The sequence below is a fragment of the Streptomyces purpurogeneiscleroticus genome (assembly GCF_020024005.1).
Classification (GTDB): domain Bacteria; phylum Actinomycetota; class Actinomycetes; order Streptomycetales; family Streptomycetaceae; genus Streptomyces; species Streptomyces purpurogeneiscleroticus.
The window spans coordinates 1-23,356 of sequence record NZ_NHSG01000352.1 but is presented as its reverse complement, the minus strand read 5'-3'; the positions used below and the strand labels follow the sequence as shown (position 1 = coordinate 23,356).

Below are 23,356 nucleotides of genomic sequence, written 5' to 3'. Positions count from 1 at the left end.
CGGCAGGGGCAGCGGCAGGGGCAGCCGGCTCGGGTGCGGGGTAGCGCTGAGCGAGGCCCTCGAGGAGTCTGCGGTATGCCTCCAGTCGTTCTGCTTTGGGTTCGGCGCGGCCTGCTTCCCATGCCTGGATGCTCTGTACGCGTGCGCCAAGAGCCTGGGCGACGGCGGCCTGGGTGAGCCCGGCGGCCTCCCGCAGCCGGACCCGCTCGGACGGGGCAGGCAGCACGGTGCCCTCGTCAACGGCGGCCAGGAGGGAGTCGATGGCGGAGAAGAGCTCCTCGGGCTGGTGATTCATCGGTACTCCCCTCCCCTACCGGACGCCCTGGCGGATCTCTTCGAGCCGCGTCATCAGCCGTTGGTAGCGTTGCGAGGCGGCCTGGGAGGACTTCATGCCCTGGTACCCGGCGATCTGCCGCCAGTCCAGGCCGCGACGCCGGGCCTCGATGATCACTTGGGTCTCGAGCCGGTCCAACTGACTGCGCATGCCCTCGAACAGGCTGAGCGCCGCGCCGAGATCGTCGGGAGTCACCTCGGGGGCCGACCGGCCGCTGGGCTGGGGGCCGACGGCGGTGAGCAGCCGATGAAGCAGGGCGGCATCCCGCTCCAGGCGGCGCGCCTCGGTCTCCTGGAGGGTGGGGTCGCCGGCCATTGCGGACAGCCGTTCGCGGGCCTCGTCCCGAGCGTCACGTGCCATACGACCACCCTACGCGACGGAACAATGACACAACAAGTTGTTGTTTCGTTTCCTCAGGGTGTGGCGGCGCTGCGGGCGGTAAGTACGTCATGCCACAGCAGGCGGCTTCGGGGGACGACGGCGGGGTGGACCGCACTGGCCGCTCCAGTGCACGTACGGAGGCCGGCGCACGCCGGTGTTCCACCAACTGATTCACAGCAGCCTCAACGAGGTCCTGGAACGGACAGGGCCCACCGACTCCGCGGGCCGACCCAACGGGCGTGCAGCATGTGAAATGCGGCCCTCTCATTGTCCTGCGGGGCGCCAACGGAGATCGAGGTCCAGAGATCGAGATCCCTTTCCTCCGGTGCCCCCGCCATGGTTCCAGCGCCGTGCAACCCACCGCGTCCGGCCGGTGTTACTTCAGCGAGATGGCACGGGAGGCGGTTGCGACGCCGGCTTCCGGGCTCGTTGTGTTTCCCACCCGCGCGCGAAGGACGGGAGAGACCCGAACGATGACCGTTGACTACGCCGCCAAGAGCCCGCCCGGCGCCGCCCGCGACTTCGGCAAGCTGTGGGCCGGACAATCGGCCAGCCTGTTGGGCGATCAGTTCATGGTGCTCGCCCTGCCGTTGCTAGCCGTGGTGACGCTCGATGCGAGCCCGGCCCAGGCAGCGCTGATACCCATGTTCCTCTTCGGCCCGTTCCTGGTGTTGGGCCTGCCGGCCGGCGCGATCATAGAGCGGGTGCCACGGCGCACGGCAATGATCATCTGCGACGCCCTGCAGGCCGTCTGCTTCGGCCTGATCGCGCTGCTGGCGCTGACCGGCCACCTCTCGCTCGTCGTCCTCCTGGCCCTGGTCGGTGTCGCCGGCTGCGGCACGGTCTTCTTCCAGGTCGCCTACACCTCCTATCTGCCGGTGCTGTTCACCGGCACGAGGAAGCTGCAGCGGGGCAACGCCCGGCTGTTCCTCTCGGAGTCGGTGAGCAAGTCGCTGGGACCCGTCCTGGCGGGGCCGGTGATTGCCTTCATCGGTGTCGTCGCCGCGGTCGCGGTGAACTCCCTCACCTTCGCCCTCTCCGTCCTGGCCGTGCTGTGGATCAGGACGCGTGAGCCGAGGCTGCCGCAGCAGTCCCGGGAGCGACCGCGTGGCTGGCTGGTGCGCGACGTACGAGACGGCCTGCATTTCTTCTTCCGGCACCCGCGTCTGGAGCCGGTCATCCTCTGCGGCACGGTCTATGTCCTCTTCCTCACCATGGTCGAGGCGTCTCTGGTGCTCTACAGCCGTGACGTGCTGCACCTGGAAGCCATCGGTATCGGCTTGGTGGTGGGGGCCACGGCCGCCGGCTTCCCTGTCGGCAATCTGCTCAGCGGGCGCATGGTGGACCGCTGGGGCGTGGCCAAGACGCTGGTCGTCGGCGCCTGCGTGTCGGTCACCGGGCTGGTGGCCATGCCGGTCGCGGGCAGCCTCGGCTCCGTCGGCGGCCTCGTGGCCGGCAGTGTGATTCACGGCATCGGCGAAGGGGCTTTCGGCCCGACCTCCCTGACCCTGCGCCAGACCGACTCCCCGCCCGAGCTCCTCAGCCGGGTCAATTCCGTGCAGCGTTTCCTGCTGTGGGGCAGCATCCCGCTCGGCAGCGTCATGGCATCCGGTGTCATCGCCGCGTACGGGCTCAGCGCGGCCGTCTGGGCGGGCGCTCTCGGTACCGTCCTGTGCATTCCCGTGCTCGTCCGCAGGGGAATACGCGCCGAGTTCCGGGGGACGCCGCCCCCGTCGGACGGGGCGGCCCTGCGCAGCCCCGCCGCCCAGTCCTCGGACGCCTGACGCCCTTCTCCGCGGCCCGAACCCGGGCCGCGCCAGTTCCCGCCCGTAGTGGCCGAACCTCTTTCAGGAGCAGGAGTACCGCACATGCCGTACGCACCCGGTGTCGAAGAGTTCGTCGACCGCAGCAATACAGCGATGCCGCCGGACTTCTACCGTCTTCCCGTCGAGGAGCAGCGCCGTCTCTACCACGGGCTGACGATCGAGTTCCCCTACCAGGACCCCGAAGGGGTGACGTGCTTCGACGACACGGTCCGCCATGACGGCAGCCGCTACCGCATCCGGGTCTACCGACCGAAGCAGCGGCGCGGGCGAGGGGTGTTGGTGTACATACGCGGGGGCGGCTTCGTCGTCGGTTCCCTGGACACCCACCACAGCGCCGTCGCCGAGCTGGCCGCCAGGTCCGGGTTGGTCACCATGGCTCTGGACTTCCGGATGGCTCCCGAGCACCCCTTCCCCGCAGCACTGGAGGACTGCTACGGAGCGCTGTGCGGAGTGGTCGCGGAGGCGAACCGCTTCGATGTGGCCCCGGACCGGGTCGTCGTCTGCGGCGACAGCTCCGGAGGCAACATGGCCGTCGTCCTGGCCATGATGAGCCGCGACCGGGGCGGGCCCGTGCTGCGCGGCCAGGCTTTGATCAGCCCGGTGCTGGACTTCACACGCTGGCGCCACGGTGGCGCGGACGTGCCGCTGCTGACCGGCGGCGAGATGGAGTACTACACCGCCTGCTACTGCCCCGCAGCGGAGCAGGCCGCGGACCCCTACGTCTCCCCGCTGCTCTCGGGCACCTTCGACGGCCTGCCCGCCGCGTACATCATGGGCGCGGAGATGGATTCTCTGCGGGTGGACTCGGAGGAGTACGCCGAGCGGCTGGGCGAGCACGGCACGCCCGTCGAACTCGTGATCGAGGAGGGCCTGGTGCACGCCGCCGTCCGCGCCCGAGCGCTCAGCCCGGCGGTCGACAATGCGTGGCAGCGTTACTGCCTGGCCGCAGCCGGACTGGCCGAGGAGTGCGGTTCCCTTGGCGACTGACCTCCGAGCCGGGCACCCGACGGGGGCGCGGGAGCGCTTCGGCCCCGCGGTGATCGTCGACCCGTACTCCTCGGGCAGGTACTACGCTCCCGCCTTCCGTGCGGCAGGGCTGCAACCGGTCGCGGTGCTGTCGCGGCCGGAGGTCATGGAGGTCTACGCCCCGTCGTGGCATCCGGAGGACTTCGACGAGGTCATCCGCTACGACGGCGATGCCGGTCCGGTGCTGGCGCGGCTGCGCGAGCTCTCCCCGGCCTGCGTGGTGCCCGGGGCGGACCCCGGTGTGGAGCTGGCCGATTTCCTGGCCGCGCAGGTGGTGCCGGGCCGGGCCAACGTGCCGGCGCTGCGGGCAGCGCGGCGTGACAAGGGGGAAATGGCGGCTGCGGCGGCCGCCGCCGGATTGCCCACTCCCGCGCAGATCTGCACGGCAGACCCGCGAGAGGCCCAGACATGGATCGCGCGGACCGGCCTGGCCGGGCGGGACCTGGTGATCAAACCGCCGAAGAGTGCGAGCACCGACGGCGTCCTGCGGCTGCCGCGCGGCGAGGGGTGGCGGGATGCCTTCGAAAAGCAGCTCGGCTGCCTCAATCAATGGGATGTGGTCAACGACCGCATGCTGCTGATGGAGTACATCACCGGCACCGAGTACGTCGTCGACACCTTCAGCCACCACGGGGTGCACACGGTGGCCGACGTCACCCGCTACGCCAAGGTCGACAACGGGCCGCACATGGCGGTCTACTCGACCATGGAGTGGGTGGCTCCGGACGACCCGGTCGTCTCGGAGCTGACCCGCTACACCCGGGGCGTCCTGGACGCGGTCGGTATGCGCTTCGGAGCTGCGCACGTCGAGATCATGCAGACCGCCGACGGGCCCCGGCTGATCGAACTCAACGCACGCCCGCACGGCGGTGGCCACCCGCCGTTCAACCGCCATGCCACGGGCGACAGCCAGATCGACCGAACGGTACGCAGCGTCCTCGGCGGCCCGGGCGAGCCGATACCCACCGGCTACGCGCTCCACCGGCATATGCGAGTGGTGTTCCTGATCAGCCGCTCCGCAGGAGTGGTCCGTAACCCCGAGGTCTTCGACGCCGTCCAGGAATTGCCGTCGCTGCATCATTCCGCTGTCCACGTTCACAACGGACAGCGCCTGCATGTCACCCGGGACCTGCTGAACACCCTCTCCCTGGGGTTCGTGGTCCTGGCGCATGAGGACCCCAGCCAGGTCGAGGCCGACTGCCGGGCGGTACGCCGCATGGAGGCGCAGCTGCGGCTCGACCACACCTGACGTGCTGTTGTTCGCAGCATGGAGCCGGGCTGTTGTGCAAAGCACGGAAACGGAACCGGAGGCACACACCATGTCCCAGTACACAACGGCTGTGCGCCACCCGAACGGTGCGTACCACGAGATTCGAGGTCACCGGCTGTGGGTGGAGAGCGAGGGCGAAGGTGACACGGTCCTGCTCCTCGCCGGGCTCGGCCCGGCCGGCTCGCATGTCGTCTTCCATCCCCACTTCGACGCACTGGCCTCGGATCACCGCGTGATCTACGTCGACCTGTACGGACGCGGTCGCTCCGATGTCCCCAACGACCTGTCGAGCATCACCCTGGCGAGCGACGTGAGCGACATCGCCGTACTCATCGACTCGCTCGGCGTGGGCTCCGTGCACATCTACGGCTTCTCCTACGGCGGCCTCCTCGGACAGGCGCTGGCGCTGGAGCACCCGGAAGCGGTGCGCACTCTCACGTTGGCCAACAGCCTGCACAGCCCGGAAATGTGGCAGCTCAACCACGAGAACATCAACCGGGAGATCCAGCTGCAGTTCCCTGAGGTGTGGGACCGCATCTCCGCGCTGCGTGCGGCGGGTGTGCCGTCCACCGACCCTCTGATGCAGGCCGAGTTCGCCGTCGGCATGAAGTTGGTCCGCTTCTACAACCCCGACAATGCCGCCCTCCTCGCGACCGAGCCTGGGGCCCGCAATACCGAGCTCTACCCCGTCTTCTGCGGGGACGACGTCGACTTCGCAGTCGGCGGCGAGGCGGCCCGGCTGCCCGATTTCCGGCCCCGGCTGAAGGATCTGCGGGCGCCGCTGCTGGTGCTGGCCGGCCGCTACGACCGGGCCCTGTATCCGGCAATGCAGCGGGAGTTCTGCGCATGGGCACCCCGCGCGCAGTGCGTGATCCTGGAGCGCAGCGGGTCCTTCTGCCATGTCGAGGAGCCGGAGACCGTACACGGTTTGCTGCGCGAGTTCTGGAAGGAGCACTGACCGTGCCGGTGTCCGACAGCTGTGTCCCTGTCTGCTGTCACCCGGCGGGGAAGTGTGACGCGGCAGTGATCCTTGTGTTCACGGGGCTCGCTCCGAGGCGCTGGGGAAGGAGGCCGCTCTCGCCACCGAGAAGTCCGAAGACCGACATCTTGCCGGACACCGGGGTGCCGTGGTTCCGATGGAGGACACACAGGTGGGCCGGCCCCCTGTCGGTCGGCGGACTGCGGCTTGCGGCGACGGTGACCGAGCCCACCGAGCGTTGCGTCATGGTCAATCGCGACCGGGAGGAGCTGTCGTACGACGAGGTGCACACGGGTGGCCAGGCGAGAGCGTCCGGCTGACAACTGGCGCCCGGCATCTGCCCCTTGTCCCCTCTGCCGTGCAACTGCTTCATCGCTGGCGGTGTTCGTTGGGTGAGGACGAGATGTCTGAACGGCTGACCGAGCGCCTGGCGACGGATCTGGACAGCGGCTTCGCGGAGCTGGTCCGGGTCCATGGCTCGACGGTCCGCACGTACTTGCACCGGCTGTCCGGTTCGGCCGCCGACGCGGAGGACCTCGGACAGGAGGCGTTCCTGCGGGCCTACAAGGCCCTGCGGAGCTATTCGGCGGAGCGCTGCCGGGAACTGCGCCCGCGAGCGTGGTTGCTGAGCATCGCCACGAACGTCTGGCGGAACGACGTCCGGACGAAGTCCCGGCGCCCGGTCTCGGCCGCCCGGCTGGAGGATGCCTCCGACCAGTGGCCCGAGGCCGGCCCTGGCCCGGAGGAGGTGGTGGCCCGCGGTGCGGAGCGGGAGAGGCTCGGGGGCGCGCTCAGCAGGCTGCCGGAGCATTACCGACAGGCAGTGGTGATGCGTCACGTCCTGGGCATGAGCTATGCCGAAGTCGCCGAGGCGCAGGGACGCCCGGTCGGCACCGTGAAGGCGCAGGTCTCGCGAGGCTTGGTGATCCTACGGGCGTTGCTGGGGCCGGACGCGCCGGACAGTGAGGTGAGGGCATGAGTGGAGGAGTGAACGGACAGCAGGCGGATGAGACGCCGATGGAAGCGGTGCTGGCAGGGCTGGCGGACACCGAACCGACCCATTTCGAGCTGAAGGCCTTGCGGCACGTAGGCATCTCCGAGAGCCGTTACGACACCTATGTCCGTGTGGAGACTTCTGCCGGGGGGCTCTACGTGGCGCAGCACCGCGGGGAGGTGACGCACGCCGCGCTGTCCGCGGTGGTGCCGACGGCCCGGGAATTCGAGGAACGGCATCTGGCCGCCACGGGCCGTTCAGCGGTGCGGGACCACTCCCCCGCTCCCGGGGTGCGGCCGATGGTGCGTACGGGGCGCGCCAAGCAGTTGCGGATCGATCTGAGTGGCGTGACGCCGATGGAGCGCGCGGTGCTGAACGCTGTCCGCACGATTCCGTACGGTCAGCTCCGTCCGGTCTCGTGGGTGGCGCGGGAGGCCGCGCTGCCGGTCACCGCCACGGATGTGGTGGACGTACTGGCTCGCAACCCCTTGCACTTGTTGATCCCCTGTCACCGTGTCGCTCACGACAACGGCCGGCCCTGTGACGCGGCGTACGGCCAGGCCGTCGGCGATGCCTTGAGGTCGAAGGAGGGCATGGACCCGGCACAGGTACTCGCTCTGGTGCAAGCGGAAACCGTCTATCTCGGCAGCGATACCACCCGTATCTACTGTCACCCCCTGTGTGGGCACGCTCGCCGCATCACCTCGCGGCACCGAGTCCCCTTCCGGTCCGCCCGAGATGCCCGGCGCGCGGGCTACCGCCCATGCCGGAGCTGCCGGCCCCTGTCCGCATGAGCCGACCGCGACAGTGCCGGGCCCGCCTCGTGAACGCGTTTCATGAGCTCCACACCAACCGGGCGGCGAAGCTGATGAAGACCACACCCATCACTCCGTCGGCCACCCGCAGTCCGGCGCCCTGTGCACGCGGCGCAGACCAGCGGGTCGCGGCCCACTTCCTCAACCGATGGACGGCGGAGATGAGAAAGCCCAGCCAGAGCGCCCCCAGGCCCAGGTGCACAGCGCTGAGCAGGCCCATGGTCATTTCCCAGGGCGAGCCGGGCGGCACGAACTGCGGCAGATAGACGACGAGGAACAATCCCACCTTCGGGTTGCTTCCGGTACACAGGAGACCGGCGCCGAAGCACCGGCGCAGCGAGGCATGCGTCCGGCCGCCCGCGGCGCGGTCGCGTGGGTGTCTGCTGCCGGCCGGCCGGGCGGCGGCCCATAGAGCCGTCAATCCCCACAGAAGCAACACGGCGGCACCGCCCCACCGCAGAAGGGTGAACAGAGCCGGGTTCGCGCGCAAGAGCAGGGATACCCCGGACACGGCCAGAGCTGCGTGCAGAGCACCCGCCGTGATCATGCCGAGCGCCGCTACTGCCGCGGGAAGACGCTTGCCGGTGCACAGCACGATCTTGGTCACCAGCGCGGAGTCGGGGCCCGGGGTGGCGACGATCAGTAGGGACGTACTCAAGAAGAGGAGACTGGGCACTGCCGCTCTCCCGGTTCGGCATGGTGTGGGGCGCCGTCATCGGTGAGCCGTGTCCGGGGGATGCCCGGACACGGCTGGTGCGGACCGGCTTCTGCGCGGGGCCTGCGGTTCAGCACGCCAGGTCGCGCGAGAGCGGACGGTGCTGCCAGGTCACCGGCGCGTTCGATGAATGGGGCAGTACGGCGCGTACGGACCTACCCGTCCGTACGGCGGGGATCTCCCGCCGCAGCCGAGCCACCGAGGCGCGGCGCTCGTGCCAGGGACAGATCAGGTATTTCCCTCCCGGTGCCTCCGTGGCCAGATGCAGCGGCCCGCCGCGATGCGGGCAGTCGGCACGCATCACGAAGGAGCCCGCTGTGGCCCGCACATACACGTACGGCACGCCGTCCACCGCAACGCAGTTCTCACGGCCGGACACCGCCAACGTCACGACAAGCACTTTTGGTAGTCCCCCACCGAGTGAATCTGGTAGACGCATTCGTCGGACTCGATGATGGCTCCGTGCAAGCGGTTCTTCTGGATGACCGTTCCCTCGCCGGCTTCGAGAATCTGGTACGAGTCGAAGCCGCTGACGAACTTCATCGTGCCGGAGACGATGTGGCACAGCTCATCGCCGTCGTGGCAGTGTGTGTTGGAGAGTTCGCCCTTCGGTTCGACGATGTCGGCAACAGGGGCGGTGACCCGGCCGCTTTCGAGTGCCTCCCACACCGGCGCGTGCAGCTTCTTGAACTCCGGCCCGCGGTCCATCCACGCGATCTGAGCGGCCAGGTCCTCGTCGCTGACCGTCTGGATGACGCGGTACTCCTCGATCCCCCGTACGATCTCCGGGATGATCTGCTCACCGTGCTCCTCGATGAGCGGGATCATCAGCTTTTCCAGGGCCATCCGGCCGTGGTGCTGGTCGATGTGAGCGTGCTCGGTGAAGTACGTCGCATCGATTTCCTCCCCGAACACCGTGGTGAGGAGGTTGGCGGCACGACGGCAGAAGTCCACCAGCGTGGCCTCGGTGTAGTACAGCGCGCCGACGTACCGGAAAAACAGCTCGTGGTTCTTGCCCAGGTAGTGGAAGTAATTGTTCATCAGCAGACTGCTGTTGAGGTAGTACTGCCAGTACCGGTGAATGTCGGTCTGCAGGCCCGCCGACTCCAGGGTGCGCTCGAAGAGACGGCTGTGCTTGGTGTCATGGACGCCGTAGCCGTACTCGTCGATGATGATTTTGAACCACTCGGACTGTGTGGCGCCGTAGTAACCCATGACGTTACGGATCATTGGCGATGCCTCGGACAGGAAGTCCGGTGCAAACTGGATCAGCCACATGCGAGCGGCCCGCTCGCGGTCTGCGGACGAGAGTATGGCCTTCTCCGTGAGCGAGGCCCCGGCCGGCTCGTTCGCCCCCAGGGATTCGATGTAGGCGCGGAAACTCTCCTTGGTCCACTGCCCGGAGACCTCGACCTCGTCGTCCAGGAACCCGAACGCATACTTCTCCAGCGCCGGCCGGATCATCTCCCCCAGCACGCGGTTGCTCGGGCTGTAGAAGCTCTTGAAGTCCTGCCAAGTTTCCTCGTGCAGACCGGACTTCGGGAGGAAGACCAGGTCTGCCTCGTAGATGCTGGTGAGCAGCCGCTGAACGGCCAGACTGCTGTAATCGAGGATCTCCGCACGACCGGGAACGGAGTCGTAGTCCAGGTGCGGCAGCACCTGCGGACGAAGCTGGCGCCGGTAGGGGTTGTCGCTGTTCTCCCACTCCTCGTTGTCGAGGTAAATGGGGTTGCTCGCATACCGTACGACCGCGTCACGGAGTTCCTGACCGCGCAGCTCGAAGGGTATGTAGGGACGGGTGACGTGACTCATGGTGCATGCCTTTCTGATCTGGATAGACGAAATCCGGAGAAGACACAGCGATGCCTGGTCAGGAGACGGTGAGCTGGAAGTCGGTCCACCGCAGTTCGAGATCAAGAGATTGCCCGGCCGTCACGGAGACGGACTTCTCGAAGAGGAGCAGCGCCTGCATCCAGTGCGAGTCCGGGTTGACGGGCGAGTTGCACAGCTCGAATCCGCCCCCCAGATCCAACGAGAACCAGGCGACGATCCCGTCGGCCCGGCCGTCTGCGGTGGCCGGCACCGACAGGCGACTGCGGCCGGGCAGGAGGTCGTCCGACCGCAGGTCGAAGGCGGCCATCTCGAACGGCTCGGAGAGCAGTTCGTGCGGCCAAGTGTGCATGCGTACGGGGAAATGCCCGCGGGATGCCGTCGCGTTCAGCAACGACACGTCGAAGCCACCGGCTTCCTGCACCCGGTTCAGCTCCACCATCGCCCCGCTCCGGATCAGCCGACCGTGCAAACGGGCCGACACCGGCATCATGAGCCCGCCGGGCCTCAGCAGGTGTTCCCGAGCGTGCCGCACGGTGGGCAACAGTCCCTCGCCGATCAGGCCGCAGTCCACGATCTCCGACACAAGAACGTCGGCCTTGCGGGGCAGATCCCGTCCGACCTCCAGGTCGGTGGAGAGCGTATTCAACACGGTGATGGCATCGGACATGCCGTTCGCGGCCACGGTCTGCCGGGCGATCTCGGCGAGCAGCGGGTTCGCCTCGCAGGTGTAGACGTGCGAGGCGCCGGCGCGGACGGTGGCCATGGCGAGCAGTCCGGTACCGGTACCGATGTCCAGGGCGACGCAGCCTTGGGGTACCCGGTGCTGCACCGCGCCGATCAGCCGCTCGTTCCGCTCGGTGTCATTCAGCATGGCGAAGTGCCAGCGCGGCACGGTCTGCCGGGCGATCCGATCGAAGGCCGCGGAGCCGGGCACCGGCATGCCGGAAGGCGAGGTGAGTGCCTCGACCGTCGTCCGCGTCATCTGTGCCAGCTCCTCTGCCTGGGCGTGCAGAGAAGCCAGCGCGAGGTGCAGATCCGGAGAACACCCCGGCGGTTCCTGCGGCGTTATTCCTGGCGAGGTCGTCTTTTCCGACCTATGCGGCAGGGAGTCACTGACAGGCATCATGACGTGCACGAACACCCCCGTAAGTAGCTGTTTTCCGGCGCCGGGAAACGTTGCGCCTTCAGATGGTCGTCATGCGCGGTTCATCGTGTACGACCGGGTTGCAGTACCTGCTGCAGGGACCGCTGCAGTGCCTTCGCAGGCAGCCGGCTGACGTGCTCGCATGTGATTGGCGGTGACGCTTCGAGGGGACCCACGCACTCGTGCCGGGCAGGGTGACGGGCCAGTGCCCGTCATCTCTTGAAATGCGCAATGCCCGGGCGGACGGCGGCTACTCACGCGGGACAACAACGCCCTGGCCGCTCTTGGTGATCCCACGGCCCTACCTTGGCCAACCGGCGGCAGCTAGCTCCTCGAGCCCGGCGTCCAGTCCTGGACGAGGAGCCCGAGCAGCACCTCGTCCAGGAACTCTCCCATCACCCAAGCCGAAGAGCGCAGCACGCCCTCGCGGACGAAGCCGTTGCGCTCGGCGGAGCGCAGCATCGCGGTGTTGTCCGACAGCGTCTCGATCTGCAGCCGCTGCAGGCCGCGCACGACGAAACCGTAGTGGCACAGCACCGCGACCACGTCGGTGCCGTACCCCTTGCCGCGGGCGGACGGCAGCAGCCCCAGCCCGATGTGCGCGGACCGGTTGTGGTCGTCGATGTTCGCCAGCACTGCGGTGCCGACCAGCGTGCCGCTGTCCAGCTCCACCGCGGAGAACGGGACCTGCCGCTCGTCCTTGTCGTCCACCACGAGCTGCGACTCCTTCGAGCCGGGCGTGATCGGCCGCCACGGCCGGCCTGCGGCCCGCGAGTAGTTGACCACGTCGTCGTAGAGCTCGGCCTGCAGGACCGGGATGTCGTCCTCGTGCCGGGCCCTGAGCCCGACCTTCCTGCCCCTCAGCATGCAGGCTTCCTATCCGACCGGGCCGGCCGACGGCAACCGATGAAAGTGGTCTCCAGGCCGTGACGTGCCCGTGCTGCTCGGCGTCGTCGCTGCAACGGCTGGTGGCCAGCGGCACCTGCGGGGGCTGAACAGTTCCCACAGCTGCCTGCGAGCACACGGTTCACGCCTCTGGGGATCTCGGAGAGGTGAAATCCATGTGGGGCGACGGCGGGAAGCCGCGGGAGCCGGTGCCGGCTTCGCGCCGCCGACCCTTTGGGTGGACGCTTCGATGCGCGCAGCCTTCAGCCATGACTGGCGGGCCCGGCCATGGAAGCGGAGCTGCTCTACGACAGCCGAGGCATGCCGTCCCGACTCAGCGCTTCATGCGCTGCTGCGCATGACCAGTGCCCGCCGTCTGCGGCAGCACCCCACGCTCGTACGGGCCGAAGTGCCGCTACGCCACCCCCGGCAGCCACCACGACCGAACGCCCGGATGGCTGCGCACGGTTCGGCAGACTGCCTCCCGCCCCCTTCGCCGCCGCGATGACGTGCAGGCGTGCTGCCGCACACGCCTGTCTGCAGCAGCGTCGGCACAGCGCAGAAGACAAGAAGAATCCCGTCACCTTGAACACCGCAACGACTTGAGTGGTTGCAGTCACCTCTCAGCTGAATTTTCAATCAGGCTCGGAAAGCACTGAGAAGCGATCCCCAAAAGATCGCACATATTTACGATTTGCCGTCCATTCAACCATTGCTCGAAGAATGTTGCTGTTAGCCTGGGGCCGTCGCGGAGAGCCAACGGGGGAGGCAAAGCGACCATGGTTCATTCGTCATGCATCATGATTCCGATCCGCTGTACGCCTTCGGATAAAGCGGAATCCGGGAGTCAGCAGCTGTGATCCTGACGCCACCACGCCGGTACTCCCTCTCGCGCACATTCGACTTGACCGCTGCGATCCGGCACCGTCCAGCTACGGGATGAGCCGGCAGCGCACAGCATCTCCTCCCGGGGAATGTCGATGACCCGCGGCGCTCACCGAGTCCTTCACCCACCAGAATCAACTGCGGCCGACGAATACTACGTCCGCACTGGTATTGATTTCGGCTTCTCTCATTGATAATCCCGTCTTCGAGAGCAGAACTGCCGAAGGGCGTCGGTCTCTTCTCACGATCACCAACACCAAAGAGGGGGAAAAGAAAATGCATATTCTCACCGGGGTGAACATGATGTCCAAGGAACTTGTCCTGGTCAATGCGGACGAGGACAAGTTGGTCAAGGTGCCGCTCGAGAGCATCGACGGTTGGCAGCCGGCCAGCCCCCAGCACACTTGGATCCGTTCCGACGAGGAAACGGTGTACGTCGCCACGGACGCCATCCCGCCCTTTGACGCGTCCATCGTCGTACTGCGCCTGAACGAGGTCGACTGGGAGGCCGGGACCGCCGACGTCGAGCTGCGACAGATCGTTCCGCTGGACGCCGCAGGCACGCCATCCGACATGCCCAACATCAGGCAGACGGCCCCGAAGCAGCCGATCATGCCTTGGACGAGGCCTCTCTACACGCAGACGCACGGTCCCACGTTCCTGCCGCGCTCGAAGTTCACCTACGTCACGCACTACACGGACGACCGCGTGCGCGGGTTCAAGATCAAGGACGACGGCACGCTGGAACAGCGTGTTCTGTTTTCGGACCGCGCCCTGACCAGGCAGACCCATGGCGTGAACTTCAACAAGAAGGGCACCGTCGGACTGGGTGTCGGGTACGACTACGACATCGGCGAGGTGCGCGTATACCGGCCCGATCGCCATACCGGAAAGCTCGAGGTCACGCACGCGATCACGCTGGGTACGGAGACCGAGTACGGCGCTTTCGCGCACTATGCGGCGTGGATCGACAACCGCTACGCCTACGTCGGGGCCATGCAGGCCGGGCCCACGTCCAGGACACCTCTGGGGTCCGCCGTCGTCGGGCCGAGCGTCTGGCTGATCGACACCGATCTGGACACCGCCGAGCGCGTCATCGGCCCCACCAGCACGCCGGACGGTGCGGGAATGTTCCGGCCGCCCTCGGACCTGGCGATCGCGAAAGGCAAGTTGTACGTGGCGGAGGAGGATTCGTGGCGGGCGCCCACGGACGACCCCTTCGTCTACGGAAAGGACGGATACATCTCGGTCTGGGACATCTACGACCGTGACAGGCCGTGCTTCCTCAAGCGGCTGCGCCCCGGCCGCGAATTGCCGGCCGACTTCCGCAATGCCCACACGGCGACGGCCATGTACGACGAGGAGTCCGTGTTCGTATCCAGCTTCGTCAGCGATCACCTTGTCCGGATCGATACGAGCACGGACGAGGTCGCGAAGGTTTACACCGCCGACGACGGACTGGCGATGTTCCACGGGGAGTTCGCCGCCGGGCGGAACCGCTGACCGAGTACCCGTCAGACGAAGATGTCCCCATTGTGGACATGAACCGAATCACCACAGCAGAGTAGAGGCCAGATAAATGAACAACGGGGGATCGGCAGGTCTCGGCAAAACCGACGATCTGCCCCACACCAAAATCATGCTCGCACGACTCGCCAATAATTGGCCCAGGCGAGCCTACGTCAAGAAGCAGGAATTAGAACCGTTCTTCGAGCCGGACAAGGAGGACTTCCTCGAAAGCCTCCTACCGTTTCACGCCATGCCGCAATACCAGTCGTCCTCGCCCGAGATGAAGTCCCGGATCCTGAGCTGCGGCTGGCTGATGTACAACGCAAAGACCGTGCAGATCGAGACCGAGATCGTGAACCCGACCTGCCTCGACATCATCAAAGGCACGATGCCCGGCCTGCGTACGGCCGACTCGCAGAAGGCGGTCTGCGAGACAATGGTGGACGAGGTCTACCACGTCCACCTTGTGGAACAGGCAAGCCGGCTGACGCGCCATCATCGCCGACTGGAAGATGTCGTGGTTCCTCAGTTCAATCTTGTCCGGTACATGCACCAACGCCAGCAAGAATACAGCGAGCCGTGGCAGCGGCGGATGGTTCAATTCGCCACGGCGCTGGTATCGGAGACCTTCATCAGCGACTACCTGCATCTGCTCAGCGAGACCGACGACATCCAGTCCTTCAATCGCATGACGGTGGCAGCACATCGTCACGACGAGATGGTGCACAGTCCGCTCTTCCAGTCTCTGGCTCAACTATTTCTCAGCGAGCTGACGGAGACTCAGCGTGCTGCGTTCGCTGACGTTCTGCCCGAGCCGGTGCTCTGGTTCGCAGACCGCGAGCTGGACATCTGGCTGGCTCTCCTGCAGCAGATCGGCTTCCCCAAGGCGGAAGAAATGATACAGGAGTGCAGGAAGCTGGGTACCGCCGATCTGGCGTCGCTCGACTATTCAGGCATTGTCTCGCTGGCGGCTGAGGTCGGTCTCCTGGATTCCACCGCGGCCCGCGACAGCTTCTCCCGGCGAGGTCTGATCATCTGACCGACGAGGGCCGACGCCTGCAACCCGAATGAGCGCGTCGGCCCGCCTCGCCGGGTTCACACCGAGTAGCGGCACCGGCAAGGGATTCGACGCTGCTTTTACTATCCCACGGCTCCCGGCACAGGAGTGCAGACAGCGTTCCGCGGACCATCCCCCGCGCCCGGGACCGAATCGCTGAGCAGAAGGAAGCAGGACATGGCACTCGACCTCGCAAGCTTGTCGGCGCAGAGCGCGCCGCAACCCAGCCAAGAACCCACCGTCTCCTTACGCGTGAGCGAAAGGGTAAGGACGGCCGACGGCGTGGTGGTCTTCACTCTCGTCGATCCATCAGGACAGGAGTTACCAACATGGGCGCCCGGGGCCCACATTGATCTAATCCTTCCCGGGATCGACCTGGTACGGCAGTACTCACTCTGTGGCAGTCCGAGTGACCGGTACGCGTGGCGGATCGCCGTCCTCCTCGAGCCGAATGGCCGTGGCGGCTCTCGTTACGTCCACCAGGCCCTCAAAACAGGGGCGACAGTACAGATCCGGGGTCCGCGAAATCACTTTTCTCTGGAGGAATCTGACTTTGGCCTGTTCATCGCCGGCGGTATAGGCATCACGCCGATTCTGCCGATGGTGACCTCGGCCGAGGCCGACAGCCGGAACTGGAGGCTGATCTACGGCGGGCGATCGCGAACATCAATGGCCTTCCTCGATGAGCTGGCGGCCTATGGCGACAAGGTGCAGATTTATCCGCAGGACGAAGTGGGGTTGCTCCCGCTCGCGGAGATACTGGGCACGCCACGCCAGGATTGCTTGGTGTACTGCTGCGGACCTGAGGCCCTCATCGACGCAGTCGAGACGTACTGCGCTGGATGGCCGGAGGGCAGCCTGCGCACGGAGCGCTTCAAGGCCCAGCCGATGGTGCCCGAGGAGGAGCGCGCCGCGACCTTCGAGGTGGTGTGCCGGCGCTCGGGTCCGACCCTGACGATCCTGCCGCACGAGTCAATCCTCGACGTGGCTGATCGAGCGGGTGTGCCGACGCTGTCAGCCTGCCACGAAGGAGTCTGTGGGACGTGCGAGACACGCGTCATCGAGGGCGTGCCTGAGCACCGGGACGCGGTACTCACTGAGGACGAGAGGGCATCCGGGGACAGCATGATGATCTGCGTCTCCCGCGCTGACGGCGCCCGGCTCGTGCTGGACCTGTGAACGACGAGACACATCCGGCCTGCAGGGGCAGGACCACCATCATGGAGCAATACAGATGACCGAGGTCGTGGCAATCCGGCATGTCTCCTTCGAGGACTTGGGCTTCTTCGAGCAGGTTTTGAAGGAACGGGGCATCGACGTGACGTACGTAGATGCCGGGCAGGGCCGGATCCGTGAACGTGTAGAACGGCACTCTCCCCAGCTACTCGTCATTCTCGGCGGGCCGATCGGAGCGGGCGACACCGCTCAGTACCCTTTCCTGGAAGAGGAGATGGCTCTGATCCGAGCTCGCTCGTCCCGCGACCGCCCTCTCCTGGGAATATGCCTCGGTGCGCAGCTGATTGCTGCTGCGCTGGGTGCCAGGGTCTATCCGGCCAGGGAAAAGGAGATCGGCTGGCGAGAAGTCGAACTGTCGGAAGCAGGGGCCGCCTCTCCACTCGCCGAGTTGTCCACGCCGGTACTGCACTGGCATGGCGACACCTTCGATCTTCCGGTGGGAGCCGTACACCTTGCCTCCACAGAGGTCTGCCGCAACCAGGCGTTCGCGGTCGGACGCCGTACCCTGGGGCTGCAGTTCCATGCGGAAGTCCCCGGTGCCGCCATTGAATCCTGGCTGATCGGCCATTCCTATGAGATATCGCAATCCCCAGGGATTTCCGTGAACGAGATCAGGGCACGCACGCTGGAGCATGCATGCCAACTCGAACGCGAGGGACGGAAGTTCTTCGGTCGTTGGCTGGACGAGGCGCTGGCGTAGCATCTGATTCACGCCGGTCATGCGCGGGATGTCGTAGCCGAAGCCGACCACGGCATCCTGCAGCATCCCAGCCCACGGCATGGCTGAGGAGTCAGCGGGGGCGCAAGTGCGAATTTCAGTCGACGGCTTCCACGCGGGCGGCAATGTCGGTGGCGGCCTAGCCGTAGAAGCGTTTCCGGTGTGGCCGGTGCGCTGGATGGCGTCGCGGTGGATGCCGGGTGACCATTTCCGTCATGAGTCGGCGGATGCCGTCGTTCCGGATCGCCTCGTCCCACATCAGCCGCATTCCGGGTGGCAGTTGAACGGAGAAAGCGTGCCGGGAAGTACCTGACATTTTAGATTTGCCAGCCTCTGCCCCCGCGCTAGCATTGAGGCGCCCTATTCCACCCATGGAGGGCGCTGATGCCCGACCAGGCTGCGTCAGGAACATTGCGATTCGAAGTGCTCGGCCCCTTGCGTGCATGGCGGGGAGAGTCCGAGCTGTACCTCGGCCAAGCGCAGCAGCGAATAGTGCTCTCGGCGCTGCTGCTGCACGCGAACCATCCACTGAGCCGCGAGCAGCTCATGAAAGCGGTTTGAGGTCCAACGCCTCCGACGCGCGCGGTAAACCTACTGCAACGACATGCCTCCGGGCTGCGCCGGGTACTCGACCCCGAGCGGTCCCCCCGCGAGCCTTCCGACGTGCTCAGGTGGACCGAAGCCCGCTACCGACTGACCGTACCCACCAGCAGCCTGGACTTGATCCGCTTCGATCATGAGGTCGTACGTGCACATGCCGCTCGGGCCGCCGACGATCTGTCGACAGCGGCCGAAGCACTGCACAGTGCGTTAAGGCGTGTCTGGCGAATCATGGACAGTCGCGAATCGGGTCGATCACCCTGGACCGGATCCGGTGCCGAACCGATAGTGCTTGCGCCGCCGGCCGGCCGTTTTGCATGGCACGCACAGATCTTGTCATTCCCTGTACTGCCACAGTCCGCTTCCACGCGTTGTAGAGCACTTTCTCTCCGGCTGCACGCGGCGTGGCTGAGGGCGGCAGACTGTGTTCCCAGCCCTGCGCGGGCGAGCCCTGCGCGGGCGAGTGCAGATGGGAGAAGGGCGAGCGTGGCCGTGGGCGAGCGACAGGTGGGCAATCTGCCGGCGGGGAAGACGAAGCTGGTGGGCCGCCGTACGGAGCTGGCGGACATCGGGCGGCTGTTCGCGGGGGCCGCGCGGCTGGTGACGCTCACAGGGGTCGGCGGGGTGGGTAAGACCCGGCTCGCGCTGGAGGCCGCGGCCGGGCTGCAACCCCGGTTCCGGGACGGGGCGTGGCTGGTGGAACTGTCGCCGCTGCGCCAGGGCGGGCTGCTGGCGCACCTCATCGCCGAGGCGCTGCCGTTGGCCGACCAGACTGCCCGTCCGGTGATCGATGTTCTGGCCGACTATCTGGCGGACCGGGAGCTGCTGCTGGTCCTGGATACCTGCGAGCATCTGACCGACGCCTGCGCGATGACCGTCCAGGCGCTGGCGCGGGCCGCGCCGGGCCTGCGCATCCTGGCCACCAGCCGCCGTACCCTGAACGTCCCCGGCGAGGAGGTGCTCACGGTCGAGCCGCTGCCGATCCCGGAAACCGACGATCCCGCGGCGGCGCAGGCGGATGCGGTGGTGCTGCTGGCCGAGCGCGCCGCCGAGCACGTCCCCGGCTTCGCGGCCACCGAGGCCGGCCGGGCAGAGCTGATCGCCCTGAGCCGGCGCCTGGAGGGTCTTCCGCTCGCCATCGAACTGGCCGCGGCACGCCTGGGTGAGCTGCCCGCAAAGGAGTTGACCGAGCGGCTGGACGACCGATTCGCCGTCCTGGGCGAGACCGACGAACTGGTCTACGAAGCCGATCCTCCCTGGCACCAGGCCCTGCGGACCGCGATCGGCTGGAGCCACCAGCTGTGCAGCCCCGCCGAACGGCTGCTGTGGGCACGCCTTTCGGTATTCGCCGGTACCTTCGATGCCGAGGCGGCCCGGCAGATGTGCGCGGACGCGCATCTGGCCGCCGAGCGCATCACCGACCTGCTGGCCGCGCTGGTCGACAAGTCGATCCTGACCTGGCAGCCTACCGGCGGCGGCGAGCGGTACCGGATGCTGGACACCCTGCGCGAATATGGCGCCGACTGGCTGCGCCGCCTGGGCGAAGAGGATGAGCTCCGCCGCCGTCACCGGGACCACTACCGGGCGCTGGCCCACCGGGCGGATGCCGCCTGGATGGGTCCGGACCAGATCACCTGGTACGACCGGACGGTCGCCGAGCACGCCAACCTCCGTGCCGCGCTGGACTTCTGCCTCGCCGAAGGGGACGGACACTCCGCGCTGGAGATGGGCGGTGCGCTGTGGTTCTTCTGGCTCGCCTGCGGTTACTTGGGGGAAGGCCGCCACTACCTCGACCGAGCCATGCAGCGGTGCCCGGCATCGGGTCCGGTCCGCAGCAAAGGGATATGGACCAGCGGCGTGATCGCCATGGGGCAGGGCGACTCCGACACCGTCGCGCGGATGGCACAGGAGTTCCGGGCCGGCGCCGAGGCGGCAGCCGACCCGGCCTCGCTGATCGCCGCCGCCCACCTCGAAGGCACGCACCTGCTGCTGTGTGGGAAACCCGCGCAGGCTGCCACGGTCTTCGATGCGGTGCCGTACACCCAGGAGCACGGCGGTGCATACACCGGGGCGCGCTTCCTGGCATGGATGGTACGCACGTACGTCCACACGAGCTTGGGGGAGTTCACGGAGGCCGCCGCGGCAGCCGCCGCTCTGCGCGCGGAGTGCGTCAAACGCGGCGAGCGGTGGATCCGGGCCTTCGCCGACTATGTACAGGGGCTGGCGGAGTTGGGCCTGGGCCGACTGGACGAGGCCGCCACGCACACTCGAACCGCCCTGAAGGGCAAGGCCGTGCTCCACGACAGCATCGGCATCGCCATGGCCCTCGACCTGCTGGCCTCGGTGGCCGCCGCCACCGGACAGGGCGAGCGGGCGGCCCGCCTCCTGGGCATCGGCCAGCGGATCTGGGACACCACCGGCCGGTCGCAGGTCGGCCTGCCCGACCTCCTCGCCGCCCGCGAAGCCTGCGAACGCCAAGCACGGGAGACCGCCGGGGACGCCGGGTACGAGGCGGCCTTCCGCAAGGGCGTGGAGGACAGCACCGACGACGGCCTCGCCTACGCCCTGCACCAGACCTGATCGCGCAGTCGAACGCCCGCCCGGGCCTGGCGGGGCCCATCCTTCCGATCGCGATGCTCGGTGTGGTCGCGGAGACGACGGGTTTCGCGCTCAACACCGTCCTGCACCACGAAGAGGAGCCGGTGCCCGTCGGAGGGGGCGCCGATGGCGGCTCATACGGTGCTCATGCCACCAGAGACCACGATGCCTTGTTGCAGGAGCCACTGCAGCCGGGACCCGTGGGCTCGGCCCGTGCAAGGTGGCCCAGCGCGGCCTCTCGGCCAGTGTCAGCGCATCCGCCCGGGGGCCGGCCGCGTCGAAGCTGGGCCAGACCACGTTGTGGTTGTCAGGGCGCACCAGGGACCGTCCTCCAACGGATCTTGCCTGGAGCAGGAACAAGGTGAGTGTGACCGCTGCTTCGCAGGTCTCCCGATCGGACCGAAGTGGCCTGCCGGCGCTGCTGACTCCGTGGCCGTGCCACTGGTGCCTCCGGATCAGGGCGTCCGCATCTTCAACGAAGGGCGGCTCACATCTCTCCCGAGAATGGTCAATGCCCAGCCGTCCGCAATGTTTCGTGGTGTGTGGTCGCCCTCCGCGGTGTCACGCGCCGGCTTCGGACGGGTCCGCCGACGGCTGTACCTGCTCCCCGATGACCGCCGTCATCACTCGGCCGAGCTCGCGGATCGCGATCAGGGCCTCGTCCAGGGTGTCGATGCGGGCTGCTGCGGCTTTCAGTTCCACCGATGGCGGTACGGGGACGCCGTGCCGAGCCAGCGTCTCCTGCACTACAACGAGGAGTTCGTAAGTCAGGAGCACCGCACGGTATTCACGTTCGCTACCTGCGTGGAACGTCTCGCGTTCAGTCATGGCGCCGCCTTCAGCCGGGGAATGATCATGAATCGGTCGCCACGTGCGCTGTACACGACCTGCACGTCCTCGCCCGCGGCGTTCCGGCCCGCCGCTTCGGAGTCCAACAGTGGCAGCGATCGCGGATCACCGGCGGGCAGCCAGCGATGTTCGGTGCCCCGCTCCGTGACCATGGCGCTCACCACTTCTCCACCGATGCCGTACCGGCCCGCGGGTAGGCCGCACGTACCTGCTGCAACGCCCAGCGCATGCGGGGCACGGCGGTCTCCGGGAACTCGCCGTAGGCGCCGGCGAGCGCAATGGCGCATCCCCGGGTCCCACCGAGGCGGCGGATCGCCTGCGCAACGGCTGCCGTGAGCTCACCCTTCGTCAGATGGGACCCGACTGTCACGCTGCTGCTGAAGAGCGCTTCGGCCCTGGCAGTGGTCAGGAGGTCGTTTGTCATGGCGATGAAGCCCTCCTCCGTCTGGTGGGGGAACTCGGCAGCAGGACGGTCCCGTCGCCTGTTGCGAGTACCTGCAGACCTCATCGTGCGTGCCGGGGTTGCAGCACTCACTGCACCAGCTGCTGCAGCGGACGCCGACCGGGCTGCCGAAGTATGTCGGCCGGTGGCGCCGGGGCCTACCGTGCCAGGACGCCGAGGAGGACGCAGCCGAACTCGGCGCCGGGGAGGACGTCATGGCGATCGCCGGGGATCGTGTGTAGTTCCGCTCCGTGGAGAAGTCCGACGATCCGCTCGATCCCCTGGGGCATGACGTCATCCTGCCCATGCCGAGGATCGGTGACACCACTCCGGCCCAGCTCGCGGGGCGCGGGTGGCCGGCGCCGCAGCGCTACGAGTCGTTTTTCTGTGTGCCGGGGTGCCTGCGTGCGCGGTGTTTGGCGACGTTGAGGCGGTTTCCGCACAGGTCGGGCATGCAGTACCGGCGTCGGCCCGCCTTGCTGGTGTCGACGAACATTCCCGCGCACTCGGGTGAGGCGCAGTGGCGGACGCGGTCATGGCTCAGGGTGCGCAGCACTGTGAGCAGACCGATGCCGATGACTGCGGACAGTTCCCCGGCGAGCGGGGTCTGCGGGGAGGTGGTGAGGTACCACTGCCAGCGGCCGTCGGCGTCCCGTTCCAGCAGTGGCTGCGTGCCGGCCCGTGCGACCAGCGCGTTCGCACCCTGGGCGAACCGGTCCTCGCTGTCCGTCTCCAGGAGCGAGCGCAGTTCCTGACGGAGCGTCAGGACCTCTTCGAGGTCCTGCTCGGTCGGCCGGTGCTCGGGGCTGGCGGTGTCGGTGGGGATGTGATGCTCGTTGAGGAAGTGGGCCAGCGCGGCCGGGTCCTGGAGCATCTCGCCGGTGCTTGCGCGGACCAGGGCGGAGGTGTTGACGAGGGCCGTGGCGAGGCCCGCCCCCAGCGCGTAATCGGAAAACAGGAGTTTCAACTCTTACCCCATGCTAGCGTAACCAGAGAAATGCAAGTTTACCTCTTACTCTGTGGAGGGCTCGCATGACCGCACACTCCCGCCCCCGGCCATGGAAGCTCCGGCAGCGCATACCGGTCGCCGCCGGGACGGTCGCCGCCGGCGTCTTCGGCGACGGCCCACCGCTCATCCTCGTCCACGGCACACCCGCCTCCTCCTATCTGTGGCGGAACACCATCCCCGTTCTCGCCCGCCACCACACCGTCTACGTCTGGGACCTCCTCGGCTTCGGCGACTCCCGCCTCGCCCCCGAA

The 23,356-nt window shown here is 67.3% G+C and carries 25 protein-coding genes; 13 read left to right on the top strand and 12 right to left on the bottom strand.

The features are described from left to right. On the bottom strand, positions 1 to 295 hold a 295-nt coding region (locus CCS38_RS23980; RefSeq protein ID WP_223735363.1), incomplete at its 3' end, for a helix-turn-helix transcriptional regulator. Between the two features lie 15 nt (positions 296 to 310). After that, positions 311 to 694 carry a hypothetical protein gene (locus tag CCS38_RS23975; RefSeq protein WP_223735362.1) on the bottom strand — a complete coding sequence of 128 codons (384 nt, stop codon included), beginning with the start codon at positions 692 to 694 and terminating at the stop codon, positions 311 to 313. 494 nt (positions 695 to 1,188) lie between these two features. On the opposite strand from CCS38_RS23975, the gene CCS38_RS23970 reads away from it, so the two are divergent. From CCS38_RS23970 to CCS38_RS23945, 6 genes are all read left to right on the top strand, one after another. Next, positions 1,189 to 2,499, top strand: a complete 1,311-nt coding sequence (locus CCS38_RS23970) for an MFS transporter (protein WP_223735361.1) — start codon at positions 1,189 to 1,191, stop codon at positions 2,497 to 2,499. An 84-nt stretch (positions 2,500 to 2,583) separates the two neighbouring features. Then, the gene (locus tag CCS38_RS23965; protein WP_223735360.1) at positions 2,584 to 3,528 is read left to right on the top strand and encodes an alpha/beta hydrolase; all 945 of its coding nucleotides are present in this window, start codon (positions 2,584 to 2,586) and stop codon (positions 3,526 to 3,528) included. After that, positions 3,518 to 4,816 (top strand): ATP-grasp domain-containing protein, encoded by a 1,299-nt coding sequence (locus tag CCS38_RS23960; RefSeq protein ID WP_223735359.1) that lies wholly within the window; start codon positions 3,518 to 3,520, stop codon positions 4,814 to 4,816. Before CCS38_RS23965 ends, CCS38_RS23960 begins: the two co-directional genes overlap by 11 nt. 70 nt (positions 4,817 to 4,886) lie before the next feature. Next, on the top strand, positions 4,887 to 5,795 hold the full coding sequence (locus CCS38_RS23955) for an alpha/beta fold hydrolase (protein ID WP_223735358.1): 909 nt from the start codon (positions 4,887 to 4,889) through the stop codon (positions 5,793 to 5,795). Between the two features lie 424 nt (positions 5,796 to 6,219). Continuing rightward, positions 6,220 to 6,795, top strand: a complete 576-nt coding sequence (locus tag CCS38_RS23950) for an RNA polymerase sigma factor (protein ID WP_223735357.1) — start codon at positions 6,220 to 6,222, stop codon at positions 6,793 to 6,795. A gap of 8 nt (positions 6,796 to 6,803) precedes the next feature. After that, positions 6,804 to 7,604: an MGMT family protein gene (locus tag CCS38_RS23945; protein WP_223735356.1), complete on the top strand. Its 801-nt coding sequence runs from the start codon at positions 6,804 to 6,806 to the stop codon at positions 7,602 to 7,604. A 40-nt stretch (positions 7,605 to 7,644) separates the two neighbouring features. On the opposite strand, the gene CCS38_RS23940 is transcribed toward CCS38_RS23945, so the two are convergent. The 5 genes from CCS38_RS23940 to CCS38_RS23920 form a co-directional block, all read right to left on the bottom strand. Further along, positions 7,645 to 8,301, bottom strand: coding sequence for a LysE family translocator (locus tag CCS38_RS23940; protein ID WP_223735355.1), 657 nt, complete (start codon positions 8,299 to 8,301; stop codon positions 7,645 to 7,647). Positions 8,302 to 8,410: 109 nt separating this feature from the next. Next, entirely contained in the window at positions 8,411 to 8,731 is a 321-nt protein-coding gene (locus CCS38_RS23935; protein ID WP_223735354.1) for a Rieske 2Fe-2S domain-containing protein, read from the bottom strand. Continuing rightward, the gene (locus tag CCS38_RS23930) at positions 8,728 to 10,152 is read right to left on the bottom strand and encodes an iron-containing redox enzyme family protein (protein WP_223735353.1); all 1,425 of its coding nucleotides are present in this window, start codon (positions 10,150 to 10,152) and stop codon (positions 8,728 to 8,730) included. The genes CCS38_RS23935 and CCS38_RS23930 overlap by 4 nt, the downstream gene beginning before the upstream one ends. Before the next feature lie 58 nt (positions 10,153 to 10,210). Beyond that, positions 10,211 to 11,299: a class I SAM-dependent methyltransferase gene (locus CCS38_RS23925; protein WP_223735364.1), complete on the bottom strand. Its 1,089-nt coding sequence runs from the start codon at positions 11,297 to 11,299 to the stop codon at positions 10,211 to 10,213. Positions 11,300 to 11,641: 342 nt separating this feature from the next. Further along, a complete protein-coding gene (locus CCS38_RS23920; RefSeq protein WP_223735352.1) occupies positions 11,642 to 12,184 on the bottom strand; it encodes a GNAT family N-acetyltransferase in 543 nt (180 codons plus the stop codon). 1,179 nt (positions 12,185 to 13,363) lie between these two features. Between CCS38_RS23920 and CCS38_RS23915 the strand changes: the two genes are divergently transcribed. The 6 genes from CCS38_RS23915 (at position 13,364) to CCS38_RS23890 (ending at position 20,787) form a co-directional block, all read left to right on the top strand. After that, entirely contained in the window at positions 13,364 to 14,590 is a 1,227-nt protein-coding gene (locus tag CCS38_RS23915) for a lactonase family protein (RefSeq protein ID WP_223735351.1), read from the top strand. A 76-nt stretch (positions 14,591 to 14,666) separates the two neighbouring features. After that, a complete protein-coding gene (locus CCS38_RS23910) occupies positions 14,667 to 15,635 on the top strand; it encodes a diiron oxygenase (RefSeq protein WP_223735350.1) in 969 nt (322 codons plus the stop codon). 195 nt (positions 15,636 to 15,830) lie between these two features. After that, on the top strand, positions 15,831 to 16,832 hold the full coding sequence (locus CCS38_RS23905; RefSeq protein WP_223735349.1) for a PDR/VanB family oxidoreductase: 1,002 nt from the start codon (positions 15,831 to 15,833) through the stop codon (positions 16,830 to 16,832). Between the two features lie 55 nt (positions 16,833 to 16,887). Continuing rightward, positions 16,888 to 17,589, top strand: coding sequence for a glutamine amidotransferase (locus CCS38_RS23900; RefSeq protein WP_223735348.1), 702 nt, complete (start codon positions 16,888 to 16,890; stop codon positions 17,587 to 17,589). A gap of 402 nt (positions 17,590 to 17,991) precedes the next feature. Further along, entirely contained in the window at positions 17,992 to 18,168 is a 177-nt protein-coding gene (locus tag CCS38_RS23895) for an AfsR/SARP family transcriptional regulator (RefSeq protein WP_223735347.1), read from the top strand. 531 nt (positions 18,169 to 18,699) lie between these two features. After that, positions 18,700 to 20,787: an ATP-binding protein gene (locus CCS38_RS23890; protein ID WP_223735346.1), complete on the top strand. Its 2,088-nt coding sequence runs from the start codon at positions 18,700 to 18,702 to the stop codon at positions 20,785 to 20,787. A 579-nt stretch (positions 20,788 to 21,366) separates the two neighbouring features. Here the strand turns inward: CCS38_RS23890 and CCS38_RS23885 are convergent. The 5 genes from CCS38_RS23885 to CCS38_RS23870 form a co-directional block, all read right to left on the bottom strand. Continuing rightward, positions 21,367 to 21,633, bottom strand: a complete 267-nt coding sequence (locus CCS38_RS23885; RefSeq protein ID WP_223735345.1) for a hypothetical protein — start codon at positions 21,631 to 21,633, stop codon at positions 21,367 to 21,369. Continuing rightward, positions 21,630 to 21,815, bottom strand: a complete 186-nt coding sequence (locus tag CCS38_RS23880) for a hypothetical protein (protein WP_223735365.1) — start codon at positions 21,813 to 21,815, stop codon at positions 21,630 to 21,632. Before CCS38_RS23880 ends, CCS38_RS23885 begins: the two co-directional genes overlap by 4 nt. Further along, positions 21,812 to 22,078, bottom strand: coding sequence for a hypothetical protein (locus tag CCS38_RS23875; protein ID WP_223735344.1), 267 nt, complete (start codon positions 22,076 to 22,078; stop codon positions 21,812 to 21,814). Before CCS38_RS23875 ends, CCS38_RS23880 begins: the two co-directional genes overlap by 4 nt. A 176-nt stretch (positions 22,079 to 22,254) precedes the next feature. Further along, on the bottom strand, positions 22,255 to 22,386 hold the full coding sequence (locus CCS38_RS35380) for a hypothetical protein (protein ID WP_263302503.1): 132 nt from the start codon (positions 22,384 to 22,386) through the stop codon (positions 22,255 to 22,257). Between the two features lie 80 nt (positions 22,387 to 22,466). Further along, positions 22,467 to 23,063, bottom strand: a complete 597-nt coding sequence (locus CCS38_RS23870; protein ID WP_223735343.1) for a CGNR zinc finger domain-containing protein — start codon at positions 23,061 to 23,063, stop codon at positions 22,467 to 22,469. A gap of 65 nt (positions 23,064 to 23,128) precedes the next feature. On the opposite strand from CCS38_RS23870, the gene CCS38_RS23865 reads away from it, so the two are divergent. Next, the coding region (locus tag CCS38_RS23865; RefSeq protein ID WP_223735342.1) for an alpha/beta fold hydrolase at positions 23,129 to 23,356 on the top strand (228 nt) is incomplete at its 3' end.